The organism is Micromonospora sp. LOL_024 (assembly GCF_048060415.1).
Lineage (GTDB): Bacteria > Actinomycetota > Actinomycetes > Mycobacteriales > Micromonosporaceae > Micromonospora.
Genome location: NZ_JBHMIS010000038.1, coordinates 1 through 18,135 on the forward strand (window position 1 = coordinate 1; position 18,135 = coordinate 18,135).

General features: G+C 72.6%; 11 protein-coding genes and 1 tRNA gene. 6 read left to right on the forward strand and 6 right to left on the reverse strand.

Annotated elements, in window-relative coordinates; translation table 11 throughout:
* Positions 1-174: 174 nt before the first annotated feature.
* Positions 175-258, reverse strand: a tRNA-Leu gene (locus tag ACFHWY_RS24670).
* A gap of 212 nt (positions 259-470) precedes the next feature.
* Between ACFHWY_RS24670 and ACFHWY_RS24675 the strand changes: the two genes are divergently transcribed.
* The 5 genes from ACFHWY_RS24675 to ACFHWY_RS24695 all read left to right on the forward strand — a co-directional run bounded on the left by ACFHWY_RS24675 (position 471) and on the right by ACFHWY_RS24695 (position 10,003).
* Complete coding sequence (locus ACFHWY_RS24675) at positions 471-2,591, forward strand: tetratricopeptide repeat protein (RefSeq protein WP_416582639.1); 2,121 nt, start codon at positions 471-473, stop codon at positions 2,589-2,591.
* 312 nt (positions 2,592-2,903) lie between these two features.
* The gene (locus tag ACFHWY_RS24680) at positions 2,904-5,510 is read left to right on the forward strand and encodes a fibronectin type III domain-containing protein (RefSeq protein WP_416582660.1); all 2,607 of its coding nucleotides are present in this window, start codon (positions 2,904-2,906) and stop codon (positions 5,508-5,510) included.
* A 25-nt stretch (positions 5,511-5,535) separates the two neighbouring features.
* The gene (locus tag ACFHWY_RS24685) at positions 5,536-6,531 is read left to right on the forward strand and encodes an AAA family ATPase (RefSeq protein WP_416582640.1); all 996 of its coding nucleotides are present in this window, start codon (positions 5,536-5,538) and stop codon (positions 6,529-6,531) included.
* A 14-nt stretch (positions 6,532-6,545) separates the two neighbouring features.
* The gene (locus ACFHWY_RS24690; RefSeq protein WP_416582641.1) at positions 6,546-7,760 is read left to right on the forward strand and encodes a DUF58 domain-containing protein; all 1,215 of its coding nucleotides are present in this window, start codon (positions 6,546-6,548) and stop codon (positions 7,758-7,760) included.
* Between the two features lie 41 nt (positions 7,761-7,801).
* Positions 7,802-10,003 (forward strand): transglutaminaseTgpA domain-containing protein, encoded by a 2,202-nt coding sequence (locus ACFHWY_RS24695; RefSeq protein ID WP_416582661.1) that lies wholly within the window; start codon positions 7,802-7,804, stop codon positions 10,001-10,003.
* A gap of 109 nt (positions 10,004-10,112) precedes the next feature.
* Here ACFHWY_RS24695 and ACFHWY_RS24700 read toward each other — a convergent pair whose 3' ends face one another.
* From ACFHWY_RS24700 to ACFHWY_RS24715, 4 genes are all read right to left on the reverse strand, one after another.
* Positions 10,113-10,913 (reverse strand): SDR family oxidoreductase, encoded by an 801-nt coding sequence (locus ACFHWY_RS24700; protein WP_416582642.1) that lies wholly within the window; start codon positions 10,911-10,913, stop codon positions 10,113-10,115.
* The gene (locus ACFHWY_RS24705; protein WP_416582662.1) at positions 10,910-11,890 is read right to left on the reverse strand and encodes an LLM class F420-dependent oxidoreductase; all 981 of its coding nucleotides are present in this window, start codon (positions 11,888-11,890) and stop codon (positions 10,910-10,912) included. Before ACFHWY_RS24705 ends, ACFHWY_RS24700 begins: the two co-directional genes overlap by 4 nt.
* A gap of 124 nt (positions 11,891-12,014) precedes the next feature.
* Positions 12,015-12,722: a maleylpyruvate isomerase N-terminal domain-containing protein gene (locus tag ACFHWY_RS24710; RefSeq protein WP_416582643.1), complete on the reverse strand. Its 708-nt coding sequence runs from the start codon at positions 12,720-12,722 to the stop codon at positions 12,015-12,017.
* Positions 12,719-13,606 (reverse strand): phosphatase PAP2 family protein, encoded by an 888-nt coding sequence (locus tag ACFHWY_RS24715; protein WP_416582644.1) that lies wholly within the window; start codon positions 13,604-13,606, stop codon positions 12,719-12,721. The genes ACFHWY_RS24710 and ACFHWY_RS24715 overlap by 4 nt, the downstream gene beginning before the upstream one ends.
* Positions 13,607-13,700: 94 nt before the next feature.
* Between ACFHWY_RS24715 and ACFHWY_RS24720 the strand changes: the two genes are divergently transcribed.
* Complete coding sequence (locus ACFHWY_RS24720; RefSeq protein WP_416582663.1) at positions 13,701-14,384, forward strand: DUF3159 domain-containing protein; 684 nt, start codon at positions 13,701-13,703, stop codon at positions 14,382-14,384.
* A gap of 329 nt (positions 14,385-14,713) precedes the next feature.
* Here the strand turns inward: ACFHWY_RS24720 and ACFHWY_RS24725 are convergent, their stop codons facing one another.
* Positions 14,714-17,614, reverse strand: coding sequence for a glycoside hydrolase family 48 protein (locus ACFHWY_RS24725; protein ID WP_416582645.1), 2,901 nt, complete (start codon positions 17,612-17,614; stop codon positions 14,714-14,716).
* Positions 17,615-18,135: the final 521 nt, after the last annotated feature.

Consider the following 18,135-nt stretch of genomic DNA (forward strand, 5'->3'; position numbering starts at 1 on the left):
CCTGCCCCAGGTCGGACAGGACCACCGGCGGAATGACCAGGCCCAGCGAGGCGTCAGCCACGGCCACCACCACCCGGAAGCATCCGGGCTGGGGCCATCGAAGAGAAGAGATTTGCGTGGTCAAGCATGCTTGACCACCAAGACGTAAGATTGGGCGCAAACGCCGCGTTTTTGTGTCCGAGGGGGGACTTGAACCCCCACGCCCTATACGGGCACTAGCACCTCAAGCTAGCGCGTCTGCCATTCCGCCACCCGGACCTACTTTGCCCAGCCTACCGTGCCGACCTCGGTGGTCCCACCACCAGCAGGCCGCCCGTCGGGCCGCACGGGGAGTCACTGTACACGCCGCAAATGGATCATGCACATCGGCATACGGTGCCCTTGCGGTGGTGGCGAGCGGTTCACCACGATGCGCGACGGAGCCGTGGGTCGGGTAGCGGCGGGGCACCGGTACCCGGCAGCATGGCCACGTGTCCCACTCATCTGCCTTGGCCGTCGCCCAGCAGCGGGCCATCGCGCTGCGCGGTGCGGGTGACCTCGCCGCCGCCCGTGGCCTGCTCACCGAGGCGGTCGAGTCCGTTGGGCCGCCGGTGGGCAAGGATCATCCGGACGTGCTCAGCACCGCGCACCTCCTGGCCCGGTTGCACCGGGAGGCGGACGATCCGAGCGCGGCCCGTCGGGTGCTGGAGGAGGCATTCGCGGCCGGAGAGCGCCGGTGGCCGGACGGGGATCCGCTGATGCTCGCGTTGTCCTTCGAGCTGGGGTCTGTGGCGGACGAGTTGGGCAATCGACACGAGGCGCGCCGCAACTTCACCCGTGTCGCCGCCGCCGGCCCCGCCGTGCTCGGTGCCGACCATCCCGCGGTACGCACGGCACGGCAGTATCTCGGCGATGCCGCTCCCGCCCCGCAGCCCACGGTCCCCGCCGCTCGCCAGCCTGGTCCGGTGGACCAGTTGTCCCGGGGGGCGCTTGACGCGCCGACTGTGTCGTTGGCGGCCCTTTCCACTGTCTGGAAACCACACGACGCGGCAACGGCGGCGGTACCGGTCCGGCCGGATCCTGCTCCGACGGCGCCTCCCGAACCGGCCGTACCCTGGACGCCCGGGGCTCCCCCGGGGCCGGATGTGCCGGCCGTAGCGGATCCGTCAGCCCGTCCGCTGCTGCCGGGTGTTCCCCCTTTCCCGGATCCCGGTGCGGCCGCTCCGCCTGCGCCGGCCACACCGGCCGAACCCGAGGCTCCGGCCGCTGCCGCGGGGACGGTCGCCGCGACGCCGGGCTTGCCGCCACCCAGTTCGCCTGCTGCGTCGCACCCAGCACGTTCGCTCACGTCGCAGGCTCCGGACCAGACGTGGTCCGGACCGGCACCCCGGCAGCGGACACCCGAGGATGAGACCGGTGTGCTGTCCCTGCCGCCGACCGCCGACGGGCCGGTCCCGACCGTCGGGTCCGGGTCGCCTGGGCACCCCGGGTGGGCGCGACCGACGATCCGGGTACAGCAGATCGGGCCGGTGGTCGAGGAGGAGGCCCGCACCGACCGCGCACCGCAGCTTGTGGCGCCGGTCGTGCAGCCGGCGTTCCCGGTGAGCGGACCGCCCGTCAGCGGGCCACCGGCGTTGTCTTCGGTCAGCGCACCACCGGGGCAGGCACATCCGATCAGCGCACCACCCGTGAGCGCACTACCCGTCAGCGCGCCGCCCGTGAACGCGCCGCCCGTCAGTGCGCCGCCCGTGAACGCACCACCCGTCAGCGCGCCGCCCGTGAACGCGCCGCCCGTCAGTGCGCCGCCGGGTCCTGCCCTGTCGCCGGTTTTCGGTCCACAGCGCTCGGCGGCGTTCAGCCCTCCGGCGGGCCCACCTGAACTGACCACTGCGCTGCCCCAGCCGGCGCCTGGCAGCGGACCACCCGACCACCCGTTGGCCAGCGGACCAGCCGGGTGGGGCCCGGAGAGCACGAGTCCGTACGGGTCACACCAGCAGCTGCCGTCCGGGCCGGCGGCTGATCGGTACCCGAGCGCCGCACCGCCGCCGTACCCACCGCCGTCCCCGGCGTCGGCCGCGCCGCCGGCCTGGGTTCAGCCGGCAGCGCCCCGGCCGGTGCCGGGGCCGCCTCCGCCGACGGTCGCCCCGCCGTACCAGGGTCCCCTGGTGATGCCGGCGGCGCCGGCGGCGGGCCGCAGCCGGGCGGCGGTTGTGGTGGCGGTGGCCGCCGTGGTGGTGGCGGTCGCCGCGGTGATCGGGGTCGGTCTGTTGATCCTCGATCGACGGTCCGCGGCCCCGGCTACGCCCGAGCCGTCCGCGGCGCAGGTGGGGCCGTCCCCAGGAGACCTGGCGATGCGTGACGACAGCACCACGATCACGTTGACCTGGAGTGACCCGTCGGACGGGCTGGTGCCGTTCATGGTGGCCGGCGGGCGGGCCGGGAAGCCGTTGAACATGATGGCCACGGTGGAGCCGGGGCGGAACAGTTACACCGTCAACGGGTTGAGTTCACAGGTGGACTACTGCTTCGCCGTACTCGCGGTGTACGACACCGACCGATTCGCCACGTCCACTCAGGTGTGCACAGCACGGGAGGCCGGCACGCCGGACTGACATCTGGTGCTGATCGGGCGGCCCGGTCGTCCTGGCCGGACGGATCGACCGGTTGACGGGCTGGACGACAGTCGTGGCGGGACACACCGACGACACGCCACGCTGGGTGTCCGCAGCCGGATGGTGTGGGTTCCCGGGGCCCACAGTGTGACCATATGATAGCTCCCGGCTTGGAGACTGTCGGGAACCCTGGATCGCCGCCCGGGCTGCGCCCGCGCCGCCGCGAGGTACCGACAGTCTCTGCGGGGAGGGGTTGCCGTGAGGCGGCGCCACCTGCCGAGACGACACGGGAGGCAGCCGACTGTGGCTAGCATCGACGAGGCCGTTCCGACCAGCGCCGCCCGGTCCCGGTCCCGGGTACGTGGTGGTCTGGTCACCGTCGGCACGGTGCTGGCGTTGCTGGCCGCGATGGGCTTGACCGTGCTCGGCCTGGGCTCGGCGGACAACGCGGTGGCCAGCTACGACGCGAGTTCCTGGCTGTGGAGCGCGGCGCGCAGCGAGTTGGCCCGGGTCAACGGGGTCACCGCCAGGGTGGACACCCGGATGGAGGTGCCGGCGGCGCGGCGGCATCCGATGCAGGTGGTGCAGACGGACCGTTTGCTGGTGCTGCGGGATCTGAGCTCGGGTCAGATCAGCACTCTGGACCTGGCCACGTTGCAGATCATCGCGAGCACGCCGACCACGCCCGGCCTGGGGGTGAGTGTGGCGCTGCACGAGGACGCGGCGTTCGTGGTGGATGCGGTCCAGGGTGTGGTGCGGCAGTTGGACTCGCGGTCGTTGGCGCCGGTCGGTGAGCCGGTTCGCTACCCGCCGGGGATCACCGGTGGCGCGTTCGACGGCGAGGGCCGGTTGTGGGTCGCCGTGCCGGCGGAGGGCACGGTCTCGGCGATCACGCCGGCGGTGCTGCCGTCGGCGACGGGTTCGCCGGTGAGTCCACTGAGGGTCGAATCGTACGACGTGGCGGAGGCCAGCCACGAGTTGGTGCTCTCCGCTCTGGACGACGGGGTGGCGGTGCTCGATCGCACGGCCGGGGCGTTGGTGACGGTGGTGCGGGGTACGGCGCGGCGCGCGGCGTTGGCGTCGACGTTGACCGGGCCGGGCATCATGCCGGTGCGGACCAGTGGGCCGGTGGTGCCGGTGACAGTGCCGGGACAGCGGCAGGTGCACACGATCGCGGACGATGCCGAGGTGCGCTCGTTCACCGTGCCGGGTGATGGTGATCGGCTCGGTGCGGCGGTGGCGTGGGCCGGGCGGTTCTACTGCGCGGACGACGCCGCGGGCGCGGTGTACGCGTTCGACGCGCAGGGCCGGCTGACGGACACCATTCAGGGCCGGTGGGGTGGGCCGCTGGAGCTGGAGGTGCGGGAGAACCACCTGTTCATCAACGCCCCCGAGGCGGCTACCGCGCGGGTGGTCGACGACTCGCACCAGGTGCGGGAGGTCGACAAGTACGCCAACGACGTGCTCGGTGGTGATCCGCCGCCGGAGCCACCTCCGCCTCCACCGCCGCCGAAGAAGCCGGAGGTGAGCCGGCCGGGTGCGCCGGGCAGCGTGACGGCGGCGGCCGGTGACGGGCAGGCGCGGGTGAGTTGGCGGCCGGCGGCGGCCAACGGGGCGGCGATCATCCGCTATGTGGTGGAGGGCGCCGGGCAGCGGCTGGAGGTCGGCGCGAACCAGCGTTCGGTGGACGTCGAGGAGCTGACCAACGGCGAGACGTACCGGTTCTCGGTGCAGGCGGTGAACGCGAAGGGTTCGGGGCCGAAGCGGACGAGCAACCCGGTGACGCCGACGGCGGACGTGCCGGACGCGCCGACCGCCGTGACCGCGGAGGCGCGCGTGGACGGAACGGTGGTGGTGAGCTGGCCGGCGGCGAACGGGCAGGGCAACAAGGTCGCCCGGTACGCGGTGACGGCCACGTCGGCCGGTACGAATGCGCCGGCCGGGGAGGCGACCGGCACTGAGTTGGTCGTCAAGGCCGGTGAGCTGGAGTACGGCACCCAGTACGCGTTCACGGTGGTTGCGGTCAACGACAAGGGAGCGGCCTCGGAGTCCTCGCCGGTGAGCAACACGGTGGTGCCGTTCACGGTGCCCGGTGAGCCGCTGGAGGTGCGGGCCAGCACGGTGGCCGACCGGCCCGGCACGGTGGCGGTGCGGTGGGCCCCGGCGGTGGCGAACGGCCGGCCGGTGACCGGCTACGTGGTGGACGTGGGTGGCCGCCGCAGTGAGGTCGCCGACACCACGGCGACCGTGGGTGGCCTGGGGGACGGGCAGAACGTCACGGTGCGGGTGTGGGCGGTCAATGAGGCCGGCGAGGGTACGGAGGCGACGACGACGGCGCGGACCGTGGCGCCGCCCCGGGTGACGGTGACCGGGTCGTCGGCGACCGCGACGGCGGCGACGGTGACGTTCACCGTGGACGCCGGTGGTGGGCAGGCGACGTGCACGCTCGGCCGGTCGGGTCAGGCGGCGCGCAGCGGACCGTGTTCGAGCATCACGATGGGCGGGTTGACGCCGGGCACCCGTTACACGTTCACGGTGACGGCGACCAACGCCGCCGGTGACGGGACGGCAACCCGGGCCCAGTCGACGGACGCCCTGTACGGCGTCGCCACTTGCACGAACGGCCCCGACGGGGACCAGCGCACCTACTGTGACCGGGATCGCGACGGCCGCAACGGCAACGAGGTCTTCGCGGTGCCGCGGCAGGACAACGACCGCCAGGTGGGCTGGGCGAAGCCGGGCAACCGATTGAGGGCGTACTGCCGGGTGCGGGGTGCGGACATCGACTCCTGGATCTACAACAACAACAAGCAGAGCACCTGGTGGGTGCAGGTCGAGTACAGCGGGCGCAACTACATCCCCTGGGCCTGGCTCAACCTGGAGGGCGGCGACGACATCAACGTCCTGCCCACCTGCTGACCCGTTTCGGCCGAGGAGCACCACGGTGAACAGCCACGAACCGCTCACCCAGCAGGAGGTGCAGGGCTTCGCCGCGCTGGCCGCCCGGCTCGCCGAGAACGTCAACGCCGTGGTGCTCGGCAAGCCGCAGGTGGTCCGCCTGGCGTTGACGGCGTTGTTCGCCCAGGGGCATGTGCTGCTGGAGGACGTGCCCGGGGTGGGCAAGACGACGCTGGCCCGGGCGATCGCGGCGACGGTGAAGGGGCAGTGGCGGCGGATCCAGTTCACGCCGGACCTGCTGCCCTCGGACGTGTCCGGCGTGACGATCTTCAACCAGGCCACCCGGGGGTTCGAGTTCCATCCTGGTCCGGTGTTCGCCAACATCGTCATCGCCGACGAGATCAACCGGGCGTCACCGAAGACCCAGTCGGCGCTGCTGGAGGTGATGGAGGAGCGGACGGTCACCGTGGACGGGGTGCGTAATCCGGTGCCGCAGCCGTTCCTCGTGGTGGCCACGCAGAACCCGGTGGAGATGGACGGCACCTACCGGCTGCCGGAGGCACAACTGGACCGGTTCCTGGTGAAGTTGTCGGTGGGCTATCCCGACGAGGAGGTGGAGGTGGAGGTGCTGCGCGGTGCCACGGTGCGCTCCCCCGAGGCGCTCGCGGCGGTCACCGACACCGCCACCGTGGGCGAGATGGTGCGGATGGCCCTTCGGGTGCACATCGCCGAGCCGCTGTACGCGTACGCGGTGCGGCTGGCCGCGGCCACCCGGACCCATCCGCAGGTCCGGGTGGGTGTCAGCCCGCGCGGGGTGATCGCGTTGACGCGGGCGGCCTGCTCGTACGCGCTGATTGACGGCCGCGGCTGGATCATGCCGGAGGATCTGAAAACTCTCACCGAGCCGGTCTTCGCCCACCGGCTGCTACTCACTCCGGACGCGCAGGTGCGCGGGATCACCGCCGCGGAGGTGCTGCGCCAGGCCGTCGCCTCGGTGCCGGTGCCGTTGCCGTCGGGCCAGCCGGCCCCGGCGCAAACCTGACGGCGCGGGCCGACATGGGGATCACCGCCCGGGGCATCGGGCTGCTCGGCGCCGCCGTGTTGTTGCTCGGCGGCGGCTTCCGTTTCGCGTACCCGGAGTTGTTGCTGCTCGGCGCGGCGGCCGGTGCCGCCCTCACGGTCGCGGTGGTGATCGCGGCCCGGCGGCCCCGGCTGGTGGTGCGCCGGCGGGCTGATCCGGATCGGGTGGCCCGGGGTGAGCCGGCGGCGATGACGTTGACCGTACGCAACGCCGGGCGGCTGCGTGCTGCGAGCCTGCTGGCGACCGACCGCTGTGGCGGTCGGATGGTGCCGGTCCCGGTGCTGCGGCTGCGTCCCGGCGCGGACACCACGGTCAGCTACGACGTGCCGACGACCCGCCGGGGGGTGGTGCAGGTCGGGCCGCTGCGGGTGACTCGCCGTGATCCGCTGGGCCTGGTGGTGTTGGCCCGCTCCTACGGCGACAGCGTGCCGGTGTGGGTGCATCCGCGCATCCACCCGCTGCGGGCGGTGCCGACCGGCGTGGGCCGCAGCCTCGACGGGCGGGTCGACGCGGTGCCGCAGGGTTCGATCACCTTCGACTCGCTGCGCGAGTACGTTGTCGGTGACGAACTGCGCCGGGTGCACTGGCGGACCAGCGCGCGGGTCGGTGAGCTGATGGTGCGCGAGAACGTGGACACCAGCCTGCCCCGGATAGTGGTGTTGCTGGACAATCGGGCCGCCGCGCATCCGGACCGCGTCGACGGGGTGGCCGAGTCGTTCGAGTCGGCCTGCGAGGCCGCCGCGTCGGTGCTCACCGCGGCGGCCTGGGAGGATTTGCCGGCCGTGCTGCTCTTCGTCGCCGCGCCGGACGCGACCGGCGTGCCGGGCGGCGGCGGGCCGGGCGGCGGGCCCGCGAGGGACGCGGATGTCGAGCCGGCTGGGGACGTTGACAGCGACGGGCCGCTGGACCGGCTGGCCGTGGTGTCGCTGACCGGTGCGGGCACGCTGGCATCCGCGGCGGCACGGCTTCGCCGCGACCGGCGCGGCGACACCCTGGTGGTGCTCACCGGGCCGGGTGCTCGCGAAGACCTGGGGCACGTCGGCGCGCTGCGCGGGGAGTACCGGTCGGTGGTGGTCGGGGTGTTCGGGGCGGCGGAGCCGTCGCCGCCGGGCGCGGCGGGTCTGGTCGTGGTCGACTCCGCCGACGGTGCGGCGTTCGCCGCCGAGTGGGACGGGGTTCGGCGGTGGTGAGGTGGCTGCGGGCGGTGCCGGTGCCGGTGACGATCGTCGCCATGGTGGCGCTGGCCGGTGTGGTGCTCGGTCGGGTGTACGCGGGTTCGCTTGTGACGGCGCTGGTCGCCGGGGCGGCGGTCGGTTCGGTGCTGGTCAGTGTGGTGACGCGGCGGCTGCCGTCGTGGCTGGTCGCGCCGTTGTCGGTGCTGGCGATGGCGGGGTGGACGGCGTGGTCCCTGCGGCTGGCCGCCAGTGCCGCGCAGTTGCCGGGCGGTTTCGCCGAGGTCGCCGGAGATGCCGCCCGCAATGCCATTCCCAGGCTGTTGACAGCGATGATTCCGGTGGAGCCGACCCCCGACACGGTGTTGTTGCCGGTGGTCGCCGCCTGGCTGGCCGGGCTGGCCGGCGCGGAGGTGGCGTTGCGGGCCGGGCGGGTGCTGCTGGGCTACCTGCCGCCCGTGCTGCTCTACGTCGGCGCGTTGTACGTGGTCGGCCCGAATGCGGAGCCGGCGATCGGGCAGACCGTGGCGCTGGTGGTGGCGGCGGCGGTCGGGTTGGCGGTGTCTGCGCGGGCACCGGGCGGCGATCCGGTCGACGGGCTCGCCCCGGCGCTCCGGGCGGGGGTGCGGGCACGGCTGGCCGCGGCCTCGGCCGCCGGTACGGCGGTGGTGGTGGGGTTGGCGGCGGTACTCGGTCCGGCGGCGGCTGCCCTGGTGGACACCCGGCCGGTCGACCCACGGCGCTATGTGGAGCCGCCGCAGGTTCAGACGCTGGACGAGAACCCGCTGATCCGGATCAGCGGGTGGGCGCTGAATCCGGACCAGCAGCTGTTCCAGGTGGCCACCGACCGGCCGGGCGGTGCCGGGCCGGCGGATCCGGCGTCGGTGTCCACCGGGGGCGGTGTGCGGGTCCGGCTGGCCGTGCTCAGCGACTACGACGGCGTCACCTGGCGGGTTGGTGCCGCCTATCGCAACGCGGGCCGGATCCTGCCGGCCGCCGAGCCGGCCGCGCAGGCCACGGTGGAGACGATCCGGCAGGAAATCATGGTGGGTGAGCTGAGCGGGCGGCTGCTGCCCGCGGTACCGACCCCGCGTGAGGTCAGCGGCGCCCGGGTCGCCTTCGATTTGGGTACCGGCACGCTGATCCGCCCCGAGGGACTGACCCCTGGCCTGCGTTACACGGTGACCTCGGCGCGGGAGCGCCCGGACGTCAACCTGCTCGGCACCGCGAATATCCCGGCCGGCGACGAGGTGGCCCGGGTGCTGCATGTCGCCGACGGGGTACCCGAGCAGGTGCGCCAGCTCGCCGCCCAGTTGGCCGAGGAGAACGGCGCACCGTACGCCCGGGCGGCGGCGATCGAGCAGTGGCTCGCCGAGCACTACCGGTTGGTTGCTGACGCGCCCAGCGGCCACGCCTACCCGAATCTGGCGTTCTTCCTGTTCGGACCGTTGGGCGGTGGCGGGCAGCGCGGCACCTCCGAACAGTTCGCCGCGTCCTTTGCCGTGCTGGGCCGGTTGGCCGGACTGCCGACCCGGGTGGTGGTCGGGTTCGCCGCCCCCGATTCGGGGCCGGTGCGGGCCGGCGACGCGTACGCCTGGCCGGAGGTGCTCTTCGACGGGCTGGGCTGGGTGTCGTTCGACCCGCTGCCCAGGCCGGACGACGAGCCCCGGCCGGTGGCGGAGGATTTCCGCCCGGAGCCGGATGATCCGCCGCCGTCGGAGCAGCCGGAACCCACGCTGGAGCCGAGCGCCTCGCCGCCGGCACAGGCTGCTCCCGGCGGCCCGGCCGACGCCGGTCGCCGGTCGACACCGGCGCTGGTCGGTGGCGTCGGCGGTGGGCTGGTGTTCGTGGTCGTGGCGTTGCTGGTCACACTCGCCGGGCTACGCCGGGCGCAGAGCCGCAGCCGGCTGCACCGGGGCGACCCCGGTGACCGCGTCGTCGGCGCCTGGCGGGAGCTGACCGACACGCTGCGGCTTGCCGGGCGGCCGGTCGCCGCCGACCTGTCCGCCACCGAGGTGGCCGAGGCGGCCCGCAATGCCCTCGCCGAGGCCCGGCCGCCGGCCGTGGCGCACCCCGCCGTCGATGATTTGGCCCGGCTGGTCAACCAGGTCACCTTCGCCCCGGGCACGGCCACCGACGAGCAGGCCGGTACCGCCGCCGAGGCAGCCACCGCCTACCGTGACGCGCTACGTTCCGCCCGTCCCCACTGGCGCCGTTTGCTCTGGTCGGTTCACCCCGGCCCCCTCCGCTGGCCCCGCTGACCGCACCCCCACCCGCGGCGTCGATCATGCAGTTGTGGTAGCTGACGTAACGGAGAGCTACGGAACTTGTCCGGCGCCACAGCTGCGTGACCGGTGGAGGAGTCGGGGCTCAGCGGCCGGTGGGGCGTAGGCGGCGGACCAGTTTGCGGATGGCGGACTGCCAGCCGTCGGGGTCCTCGGCGCGGCGGCGCGCGTAGTCGGTCACCTCCGGGTGCGGCAGGATGAGGAACCGCTCCTGCGCCATCCCGGCCACCGCTGCGGCGGCGACCTCGTCCGGGCTGAGCACCGCACCTGAGGCGGCGATGACCTGGGCACCGAGGTGTCCGGCGGCCAGCCCGGCGGCCAGCATCGGGGTGTCCACCCCCTGCGGGCACAGCGCGCTGACCCGCAGCCCCTGGTCGCGGTAGGTGATCGACAGCCATTCGGCGAACCCCACGGCGGCGTGCTTGGTGGCCGTGTACGGCGCGTCGCCGACCGCGGTCAGCACTCCGGCCGCCGAGCAGGTGTGCAGCAGGTAGCCGCTGCCCCGGGCGAGCATCGCCGGCAGCACCGCCCGGGCCGCGTAGACGTGCGAGAGCACGTTGACCTGCCAGGCCCGTTCCCAGCCGGCGTTGTCGACCTCCACTCCCCCGCCGGTGGACACGCCGGCGTTGGCGCAGAACACGTCGATTTGGCCGTAGCGGCGTTCCGTGTCGGCGACCAGGGTGCGTACCTGCTCCTCGTCGGTGACGTCGACCGCGACGCCGCTGGCCAGCGGGCCGACGGTGGCGGCTACCGCCTCGGCGCCGCCGCCGTCCAGGTCGGCCAGGATCAGCGCGGCGGCGCCTTCGGCCGCGAACCGGCGGGCCAGTGCCGCCCCGATGCCACCGGCGCCACCGGTGATCACTGCCACCCGACCGGTGAGGTTCACACCGTCTCCCTCATGCCGAGCCCGAGCCGGGCGACCAGCGTGGCCAGGGCTGCCGCGTCTCCGGCGGCCACCTCCGGGGTGGGCAGCAACGCCAGGACGGGCACGTCCACCCCGGCTTCGACGTAGCGGCGCACCTGTGCCCGGCACTGTTCGGGCGAGCCGTGCAGGATCAGCGCGTCGACCACCTCGTCCGGCACCGCGGCCAGGGCGCCGCGCCGGTCGCCGGCCGCCCACGCCCGCCACATGCCGGACAGCGCCTCCTGCCGGCCGAGCCACCGGTGAAACGCGGCGTACGCGGGTACCGTCAGATAGCTGGTGATCATCCGTCGGCCGAGGGTACGGGCGTACTCGGCGTCCTCGGTGGGGCAGACGAAGATCCGGGCGACTACTTCGAACTGTGGACGCCGCTGTCCCAGCTCGGCCACCGCCCGGGGTACGTCGGCGGCGGCGAGCCAGTTGAGGATGACGCCGTCTGCCTCGGCGGCGGCCAGCCGCAGCATGCCCGGACGCAGCGCGGCCAGCAGCAGCGGCGGCGGCACCACCGGCGGCCGTTCCAGCGTGAACCGGCGTACCGAGAAGGTGTCGAACCTACCGTCGACGGTCTCTCCGCGTAGTGCTGCCCGCAGGAACCGGAACACGTCGCGGGTACGCCGCAACGGGTCGGTGAACTCTACCGCGTTCCAGTCGGAGACCACCACCGGCGACGACGCGCCGATGCCGAGCGAGAACCGGCCGGGGGCGGCGTCGGCCAGGGCGGCGGCGCTCATCGCCAGCAGTCCGGGACCACGGGTGAAGGCCGGCGTGATCGCGGTTCCCAGCCGCAGCCGGGGCTGCCAGGCGGCGGCCAGCGCCAGCGGTGTGAACGCGTCGGACCCGTTGACCTCGGAGGACCACACGTCGGTGTAGCCCGCGTCGGCGAGGGCCACGTAGACCGCGGCGTGGTCGGCGAGTGAAATTCCACCCAGCGGAACCGTCATTGCCCATCGCGTCGTCATCGGTCGATCGTGCCCGGCACCGGGGCGAACGAGCAAGATCTCGTCGGGTTCCGTCACCTCCGCGAACCGCCGGCCGGCGTTGGGCCGCGCCCTTGTCTGCGAGCGGTCAGCCAGGGGCCGAGGAGTCGCCGCCGAAGGAGAGCAGCCGGATGCCGGCGTCGTCGAGGATGGCCCGCTCGGCGTCGTTACGGGCAACGCGACCGGTGGCCTTGGCGATCAGGGTCAACCGGTCCCAACCCAGCTCGGCCGGCAGCGGACGCCCACCGGTGAGCAGTTCGGCGATCACCCGGCCGGCGGCCGGGGTCAGCCACGGCGGCCGGTCCAGCGCCGCGGCCAGGTCCAGGCCGTGTACGCCGACTTCCACCACCCGGGTACGCAGGAACTCCGTCACCGTCATCGCGTCGCCGTGGCGGGTCCGGACCACCCGGTCGGGATGGTGGGCGTCGACGGCATCGATCGTGGCCCGCCAGGCCCGGTCGAAGTCCGCCCCCAGGCGGGGTGGGGCACCGTGCGGATCGCCCTGACCGGCGTCGATCCGGGCCGACTGGATTCGGGCGGCCTCCACCTCGGGGGTGAACTTGGCTGCCCCGAAGTAGCTGGCGGCGTCGACCTGGGCGCAGGCGGGTGCCGGTGAACCCAGCATTCCGGCCAGCCGACCGGCACCGACCCGTACGTGCGCCAGCAACTCCGTCACGGTCCACGGTGGGCAGTCGGTGGGCCGTTCGAGATCGACCGGATCGAGGGTGCGGAGCACCTCGCCCAGCTGGGCGCACTCGTCCCGGAATACCTGCCGGATCGTGCTGTGCGGTCTCATCCCTGATGGCGCGGTACGATCCGGTGCACCGCGGTCAGCAGCAGCGCCATCACCACACCCATCGACCCGGCGATGCCGGCGGCGCTACCGGCGTAGCCGATGAACAGCGGCCGGCGGGACAGGTCCGCCGGTGGTGTGCCCCGCACCCCCACCAGCCACCACAGCGCCAACGCGCAGCCCGCGATCGCCAGCACGCCGCCCACACCGAGCAGCAGCGCGGTGAGCCGGTGCGCGTCACCCGGCGCGACCTCCGCCCGCTCGCGCTGGGTGACCAGCAGCAGCAGGCCGGCCAGTGCCGCCCAGACCCCGACCACCAGGAACGCGGCCACCGCGTCGCTCGGTCGGTGCCAGCCCGCCGAGAGGGTCGCCACGCCGGCGGCGGCGGCGTAGCCGGCGCCGATCACGGCGGCGAGCGAGCGCACCTTCGGCGGCAGCACGAGCACCAGGGCCACCGCCACCGAGGCGGCCACGGTGGTGTGCCCGCTGGGCAGGCTGTTGCCGACGTACACCCGCTCCAGGTCGATGCCGTAGTCGGGACGGTCGAGGCCGTACTTGAGTAGCTGGGTGGTGACGTTGGCGCCGGCGATCAGCAGCGTGGCGGCGACGGCGAGCGCGATCCGGCCGCGGATGAGCGCGATGAACCCGATCATCACGGTGACCGCCAGCAGAGCCACCACGGACATGGCGTTGAGGATCTGGTCGACCGGATCCTCGATGTGGTCCCGGCCGATCCGGTTTCCGGTGAGCGCCACCGTGTCGATCCACTGCCCGACCTCGACGTGTAGCGCGAATCGCCAGAGGGCGATGAAGGCCGCCGTCTGGAGCAGGGCCAGCACCACCAGCCAGACCGCAGTCCCACCCCGGGGCGTCACACGCACCCGCACAACTTAGCGGCACGCCCGCGGCGGCCGGCCGGTGGCCCGCCCATGTCGTGAGGATAGGTTTGGGGCGCAGGTGAGGGAGGTGCTGGTGGCCGGGATGACCGAACGTGAACCCGGTGCGGCGGGGCGCCCCGAGTCGCTGGCCGACCTGCTCGGCGGGCGCCGGGGAGCGGTCGACGCCACCCTGCCGCCGGTCGCCTTCGCTGCGGGCTGGCTTCTGGCGGGCCGGTCGGTCGCGGTCGGGGTCGTGACTGCCCTGACCGCCGGCGCGTTGGTTGCCGGATGGCGGCTGCGCCGAGGCGACCGGCCCCGGTCGGTACTGGTCGGGCTGCTCGCGGTCTGCGTCGCCGCGCTCGTGGTGGCACGTACCGGACGCGCCGAGGACTTCTTTCTCGTGCAGTTGCTGGCCAATGCCGCCAGCACCCTGGTGTGGGCGGTCAGTATCGTGGTGCGCTGGCCACTGCTCGGGGTGGTGGTCGGCACGGCGCTCGGTCAACGCGGACGGTGGCGGCGCGATCCGGCGCTGCTGCGGGCGTACGGCCGCGGCAGCTGGGTGTGGACGGCCACCTACGTGCTGCGGGTGGCGGTGTTCCTGCCGCTGTACCTCGGCGGGGAGGTGCTCGCTCTGACCGCGGCCCGGGTGGGGCTGACCTGGCCGCTGGTGGCGGCGGCGTTGGCGGTCAGCTGGGCGGTGGTGCGCCGGTCGTTGCCGGCCGGGCATCCGGGGCTGCGTCGCCCGGTGACCCCGGACGGCACTCCGACCGGTCACAGCGAGGGTTGACGGCGAGCCGGCGCGGAGGCCGGGACACCAGCTGGAGCCGGCACAATAAGGGAGAGGCCGCCACGGGGGGAGCGGCCTCTCCGGTGATGTACGTTACTCTGCCCGGGACCGGGTAGTGATCCCGGGGCGGTCACTTTTTTTCGCGATCTGCATGCCGTGCCTGGCCGGCCGGCACGGTGGGGTGGGCCGACCGCTCCGCTGCGTCGGCCAGAGGGTCGACCCACCCCGGCCTGACCGTGGGTGCCAGGCCGTCAAGCCGGACCTGCCTTTACCCCCCGAGGCCCGGCCAGGCCCTCCGGGCGGGTCACCGCCCGCCCGGAGGAATCCGTTCAGCCGTTCGGGAACAACTTCCCGTAGTCGGCGTAGGCCATGGCGACATCCGCCTGGGCCCAGAAGCGGTGGTAACGGAACTCGGGCTCCGCACCGCCATCGAGGTACGCCTGGACCTTCGGCCAGGCCGGGTCGTTCTTGTAGAACGACCGGATGTCGACGAAGCTCTTGCCCGGGGCGATGACGTCACCGTTGGGCATCCGACCCGTCCACCCCTGCGGGATGTAGAGGCCCTGCCCGGTGGAGGCGTTGTAGACGTCGTCGAAGCGGCGGTAGTCGCCCCGCTTCTCCACCGTCGACACACCCTGCGCGTCGCTGGTCGCGTGCAGCGCGTCCAGCAGCCCCTTGGCGGTGGTCTTCGCCGCCGTGTTGCCCGACTTCGCCGCGTACGCGATGAGCGTGCGGGCGTAGGCGGCGGCGACGCCGACGTCCTGACCCTTGACCGTCACCTCGACGTGCAGGTTGGTGTTCGGCTGCGGGCTGGTCGGGTTCCAGTTGTTCGGCTGGCCGGTCCACTTCATGTCCGACGGGATGGACCAGTTGGCGCCCAGCGTGGTGTTGGCGATCGCCCACGGCACCCACTTGTCGAGCAGTGCCTTGGCCTGGGCGTTGCCGCTGACCAGGTACAGCTCGGCGATGCGCTGCATCGACCAGGCTTGCATGCCGAACCACTGGTTCGACGGCGGGTCGTTGTAGACCGGGTCCTCGTCGTAGAACATGCCGTAGAAGGTGGCCGTGCCGGCCGGCGGCTGGCCGTAGTGCCCGCCCCAGCTGTTGGTCGCGCCGCCGGCGATGCCACCCTCGGCCGACTGCAGCCAGGTGTAGAGCTCCAGTTGCCGGGTGAGGCTGTTGTTCCAGTCCGCGGCCGCCGACGCCGACCGCGGCTTCAGCTCGTTGACGTTCGTCAACGCCCAGGCCGCGAACGGGTTCTGGTAGCCGAAGTGGCTGTGGCTGGAACCGATCCGCCAGGACCAGTTCTGGCTGGTCTCGTACGCGCCACCCCAGGCGTAGTACCAGGAGAGCAGGTAGTGGGCGGCCTGCCGGCCGGTGCCGGCCGGGCAGGCGGCGGCTCCGACGCAGTTGCCCACCCGCTTGAAGTACTTGTCGAACAGGGCGTACCGCAGGTAGTCACCCATCTTGGCGGCCTTGGCCACGGTGGCCGCCACGTCGGCCGACTTGTTCTGCTCCTTGGCCCAGGTCAGCGCCCAGTACGCGGCCTGCACCGCGCGGGCGTCGGCGTCGGGGGCGTTGGTGTACTTCCACTGCTTGGCCGGCGCTCCCGACTCCTTGATGAACAGGTCGAGGTAGCCGTTCGGGCCGCCGTGGGCGAAGGTGTCGCAGGACGGCTGCGGCACGGTCTCCCACACCGATTCCTGGGTGCCCCGCTGGAAGGTGTTGATGTACGCGGGACGGGTGGTGCCGTTGCCGCAGCGGCCGAAGCCGTAGGTGTTGTCCACGTCCAGCAGCCAGTGCATGCCGTAGATGTCACCGGTGCCGTAGGTGGAGCGTAGTTCCGCGCGCAGCGGGTCGGCGCCCACCGGGACCGACGGTTGCAGCTGCGAAGGGTACTGGCTGGGCAGGTCGTGCTCGGCGGCGTACTGTGCGTCGCCGGCGGCGCCGGCGGTCGGCTGGTCGGCCGAGGACGGGATGATGTACTTCTCCATCACGGTCCAGGCGCTGTTGAACGGCGCCCAGTTCTGGGTGACCCGCCCGTAGTAGGCCTCCAGCCACAGCCAGAAGCTGAACGCCTCGGAGGTGGTCTGGTGGCCGTGGTCCGGCGCCTCCACGATGAGCGTCTCGATGGAGTGGTACGGCACGCCCTCGGGGCTGAAGTAGCCCGAGTTCTTGATTTTGCCGTACTGGGTGAGGAAGCGCTGCACGTACTCGCCGTCGCCGCCGGGCACGTCGTTGTCGATCTCGGTGACGGTGACCGTAGCCGGGGTGTGGCCGGTGGCCGAGGCGGTGATGGTGCCGGTGCCGCCCACCGTGTCGGAGTCCTCGGCGGCCCGGACGGTCACCTCGGCGCCGGTGCTCCAGTTGGCCGGGGTCAGCGTCACCGAGGTCGGCGAGACGGTGATGTCCGCGTCGCCGGTGCGCGCCAGGCTCACCGCGACATTCGAGGTGGGTGCCCGGTTCAGCTTGATATTGAACGCAGCGCTGCCCCCCTCGGGCACACTCAGCGTGGCCGGGGTGGCCACCAGGGCCGGCGAGGTGGCGGCGTTGACGGTGAACGACCTTTCGGCGATCGCCGAGAGGTTCGTGTTGTCGTACGCCCGGGCCTGCACCGTGTAGTCACCCGCGGGAAGGTTCTCCAGCGTGTACGCGTACGGCGCGGTGGTGTCCGTGTTGACCAGCAGACCGTTCCGGTAGAACTCGACCTTGGAGATCGTGCCGTCCGGGTCGCTGGCGGTGGCGGTCAGCGGCACGGTGGCCGGTGCCGCGAACGGGCCGGCGGGCACCGACAGGCTCACCGTCGGCGGCTGCTGCGCCACGCCGCCGCAGGTGACCCCGTTGACCGAGAACGACGTCGGCTTCGGGTTGCTGCCGCTGTACGAACCGTTGAAGCCGATGTTGGTGCTGGCCCCGGTGGCGAGGTTGCCGTTCCAGGACTCGCTGACGGCGGTGACCTCGTTGCCGGTCTGGCTCCAGCGAGCCGACCAGCCCTGGGTGACCCGCTGGTTGCCGGGGAAGGCGAACCGCAACGTCCAGCCGTTGATCGGGTCGCCGAGGTTCTTGATGGTGACGTTGGCGGTGAAGCCGTTGCTCCAGTCGTTTGTCGCATAGACCACGTCGCAGGCCGGAGCGGCCTGTGCGGCGCCGGCGGGCACGGTCACCCCGCCGATCACCAGCGCCGCGGCGGCGAGCCACGCCAAGCGCCGACGTCTAGCCAGATTCTTCATCTGCGCGGTGTCTCCTCGGACCAGGCCGGGGACGGGTACGCCCCGGCGGTGACACCTCTCGGGACAGGTCCGCAGAGGTGTCAGTGGATGGTGGTGGTCGCTTCGGCCCACGACGGGGCCTCAGCCGGCGGGGCACCGGAGAACGGCTATTGCACCCGCTGCTGGTAGGACGCCGTGCCGGACGTGCCGGATGCCCTCGGCGACCAACACTCACGTGAATCTGGCTCCGCGTGGTCGATCGACAGTCTGCCATGGAAGCGCTCCCAACACCAGGGAGGCGACTTCCGAAAACACCGGGTTGTTTCGATCTCGTTTTGGGGCTTTCACAATGCCGTGACGGGCGTTACAGTCGCATCAACGTCGATGGGAGCGCTTCCATCGACAAGGTTCCAACCAGAAAGATCACCCGGGGTCGTGCCCACGGCACCGGGGACAAGGCCCCTGGCCGACGGCGGGCCAGCCCGGACACCGCCGTCGGCCTTTATCCCACCACAGTGGAGGGAGGTGGATCCCTAAGCCAC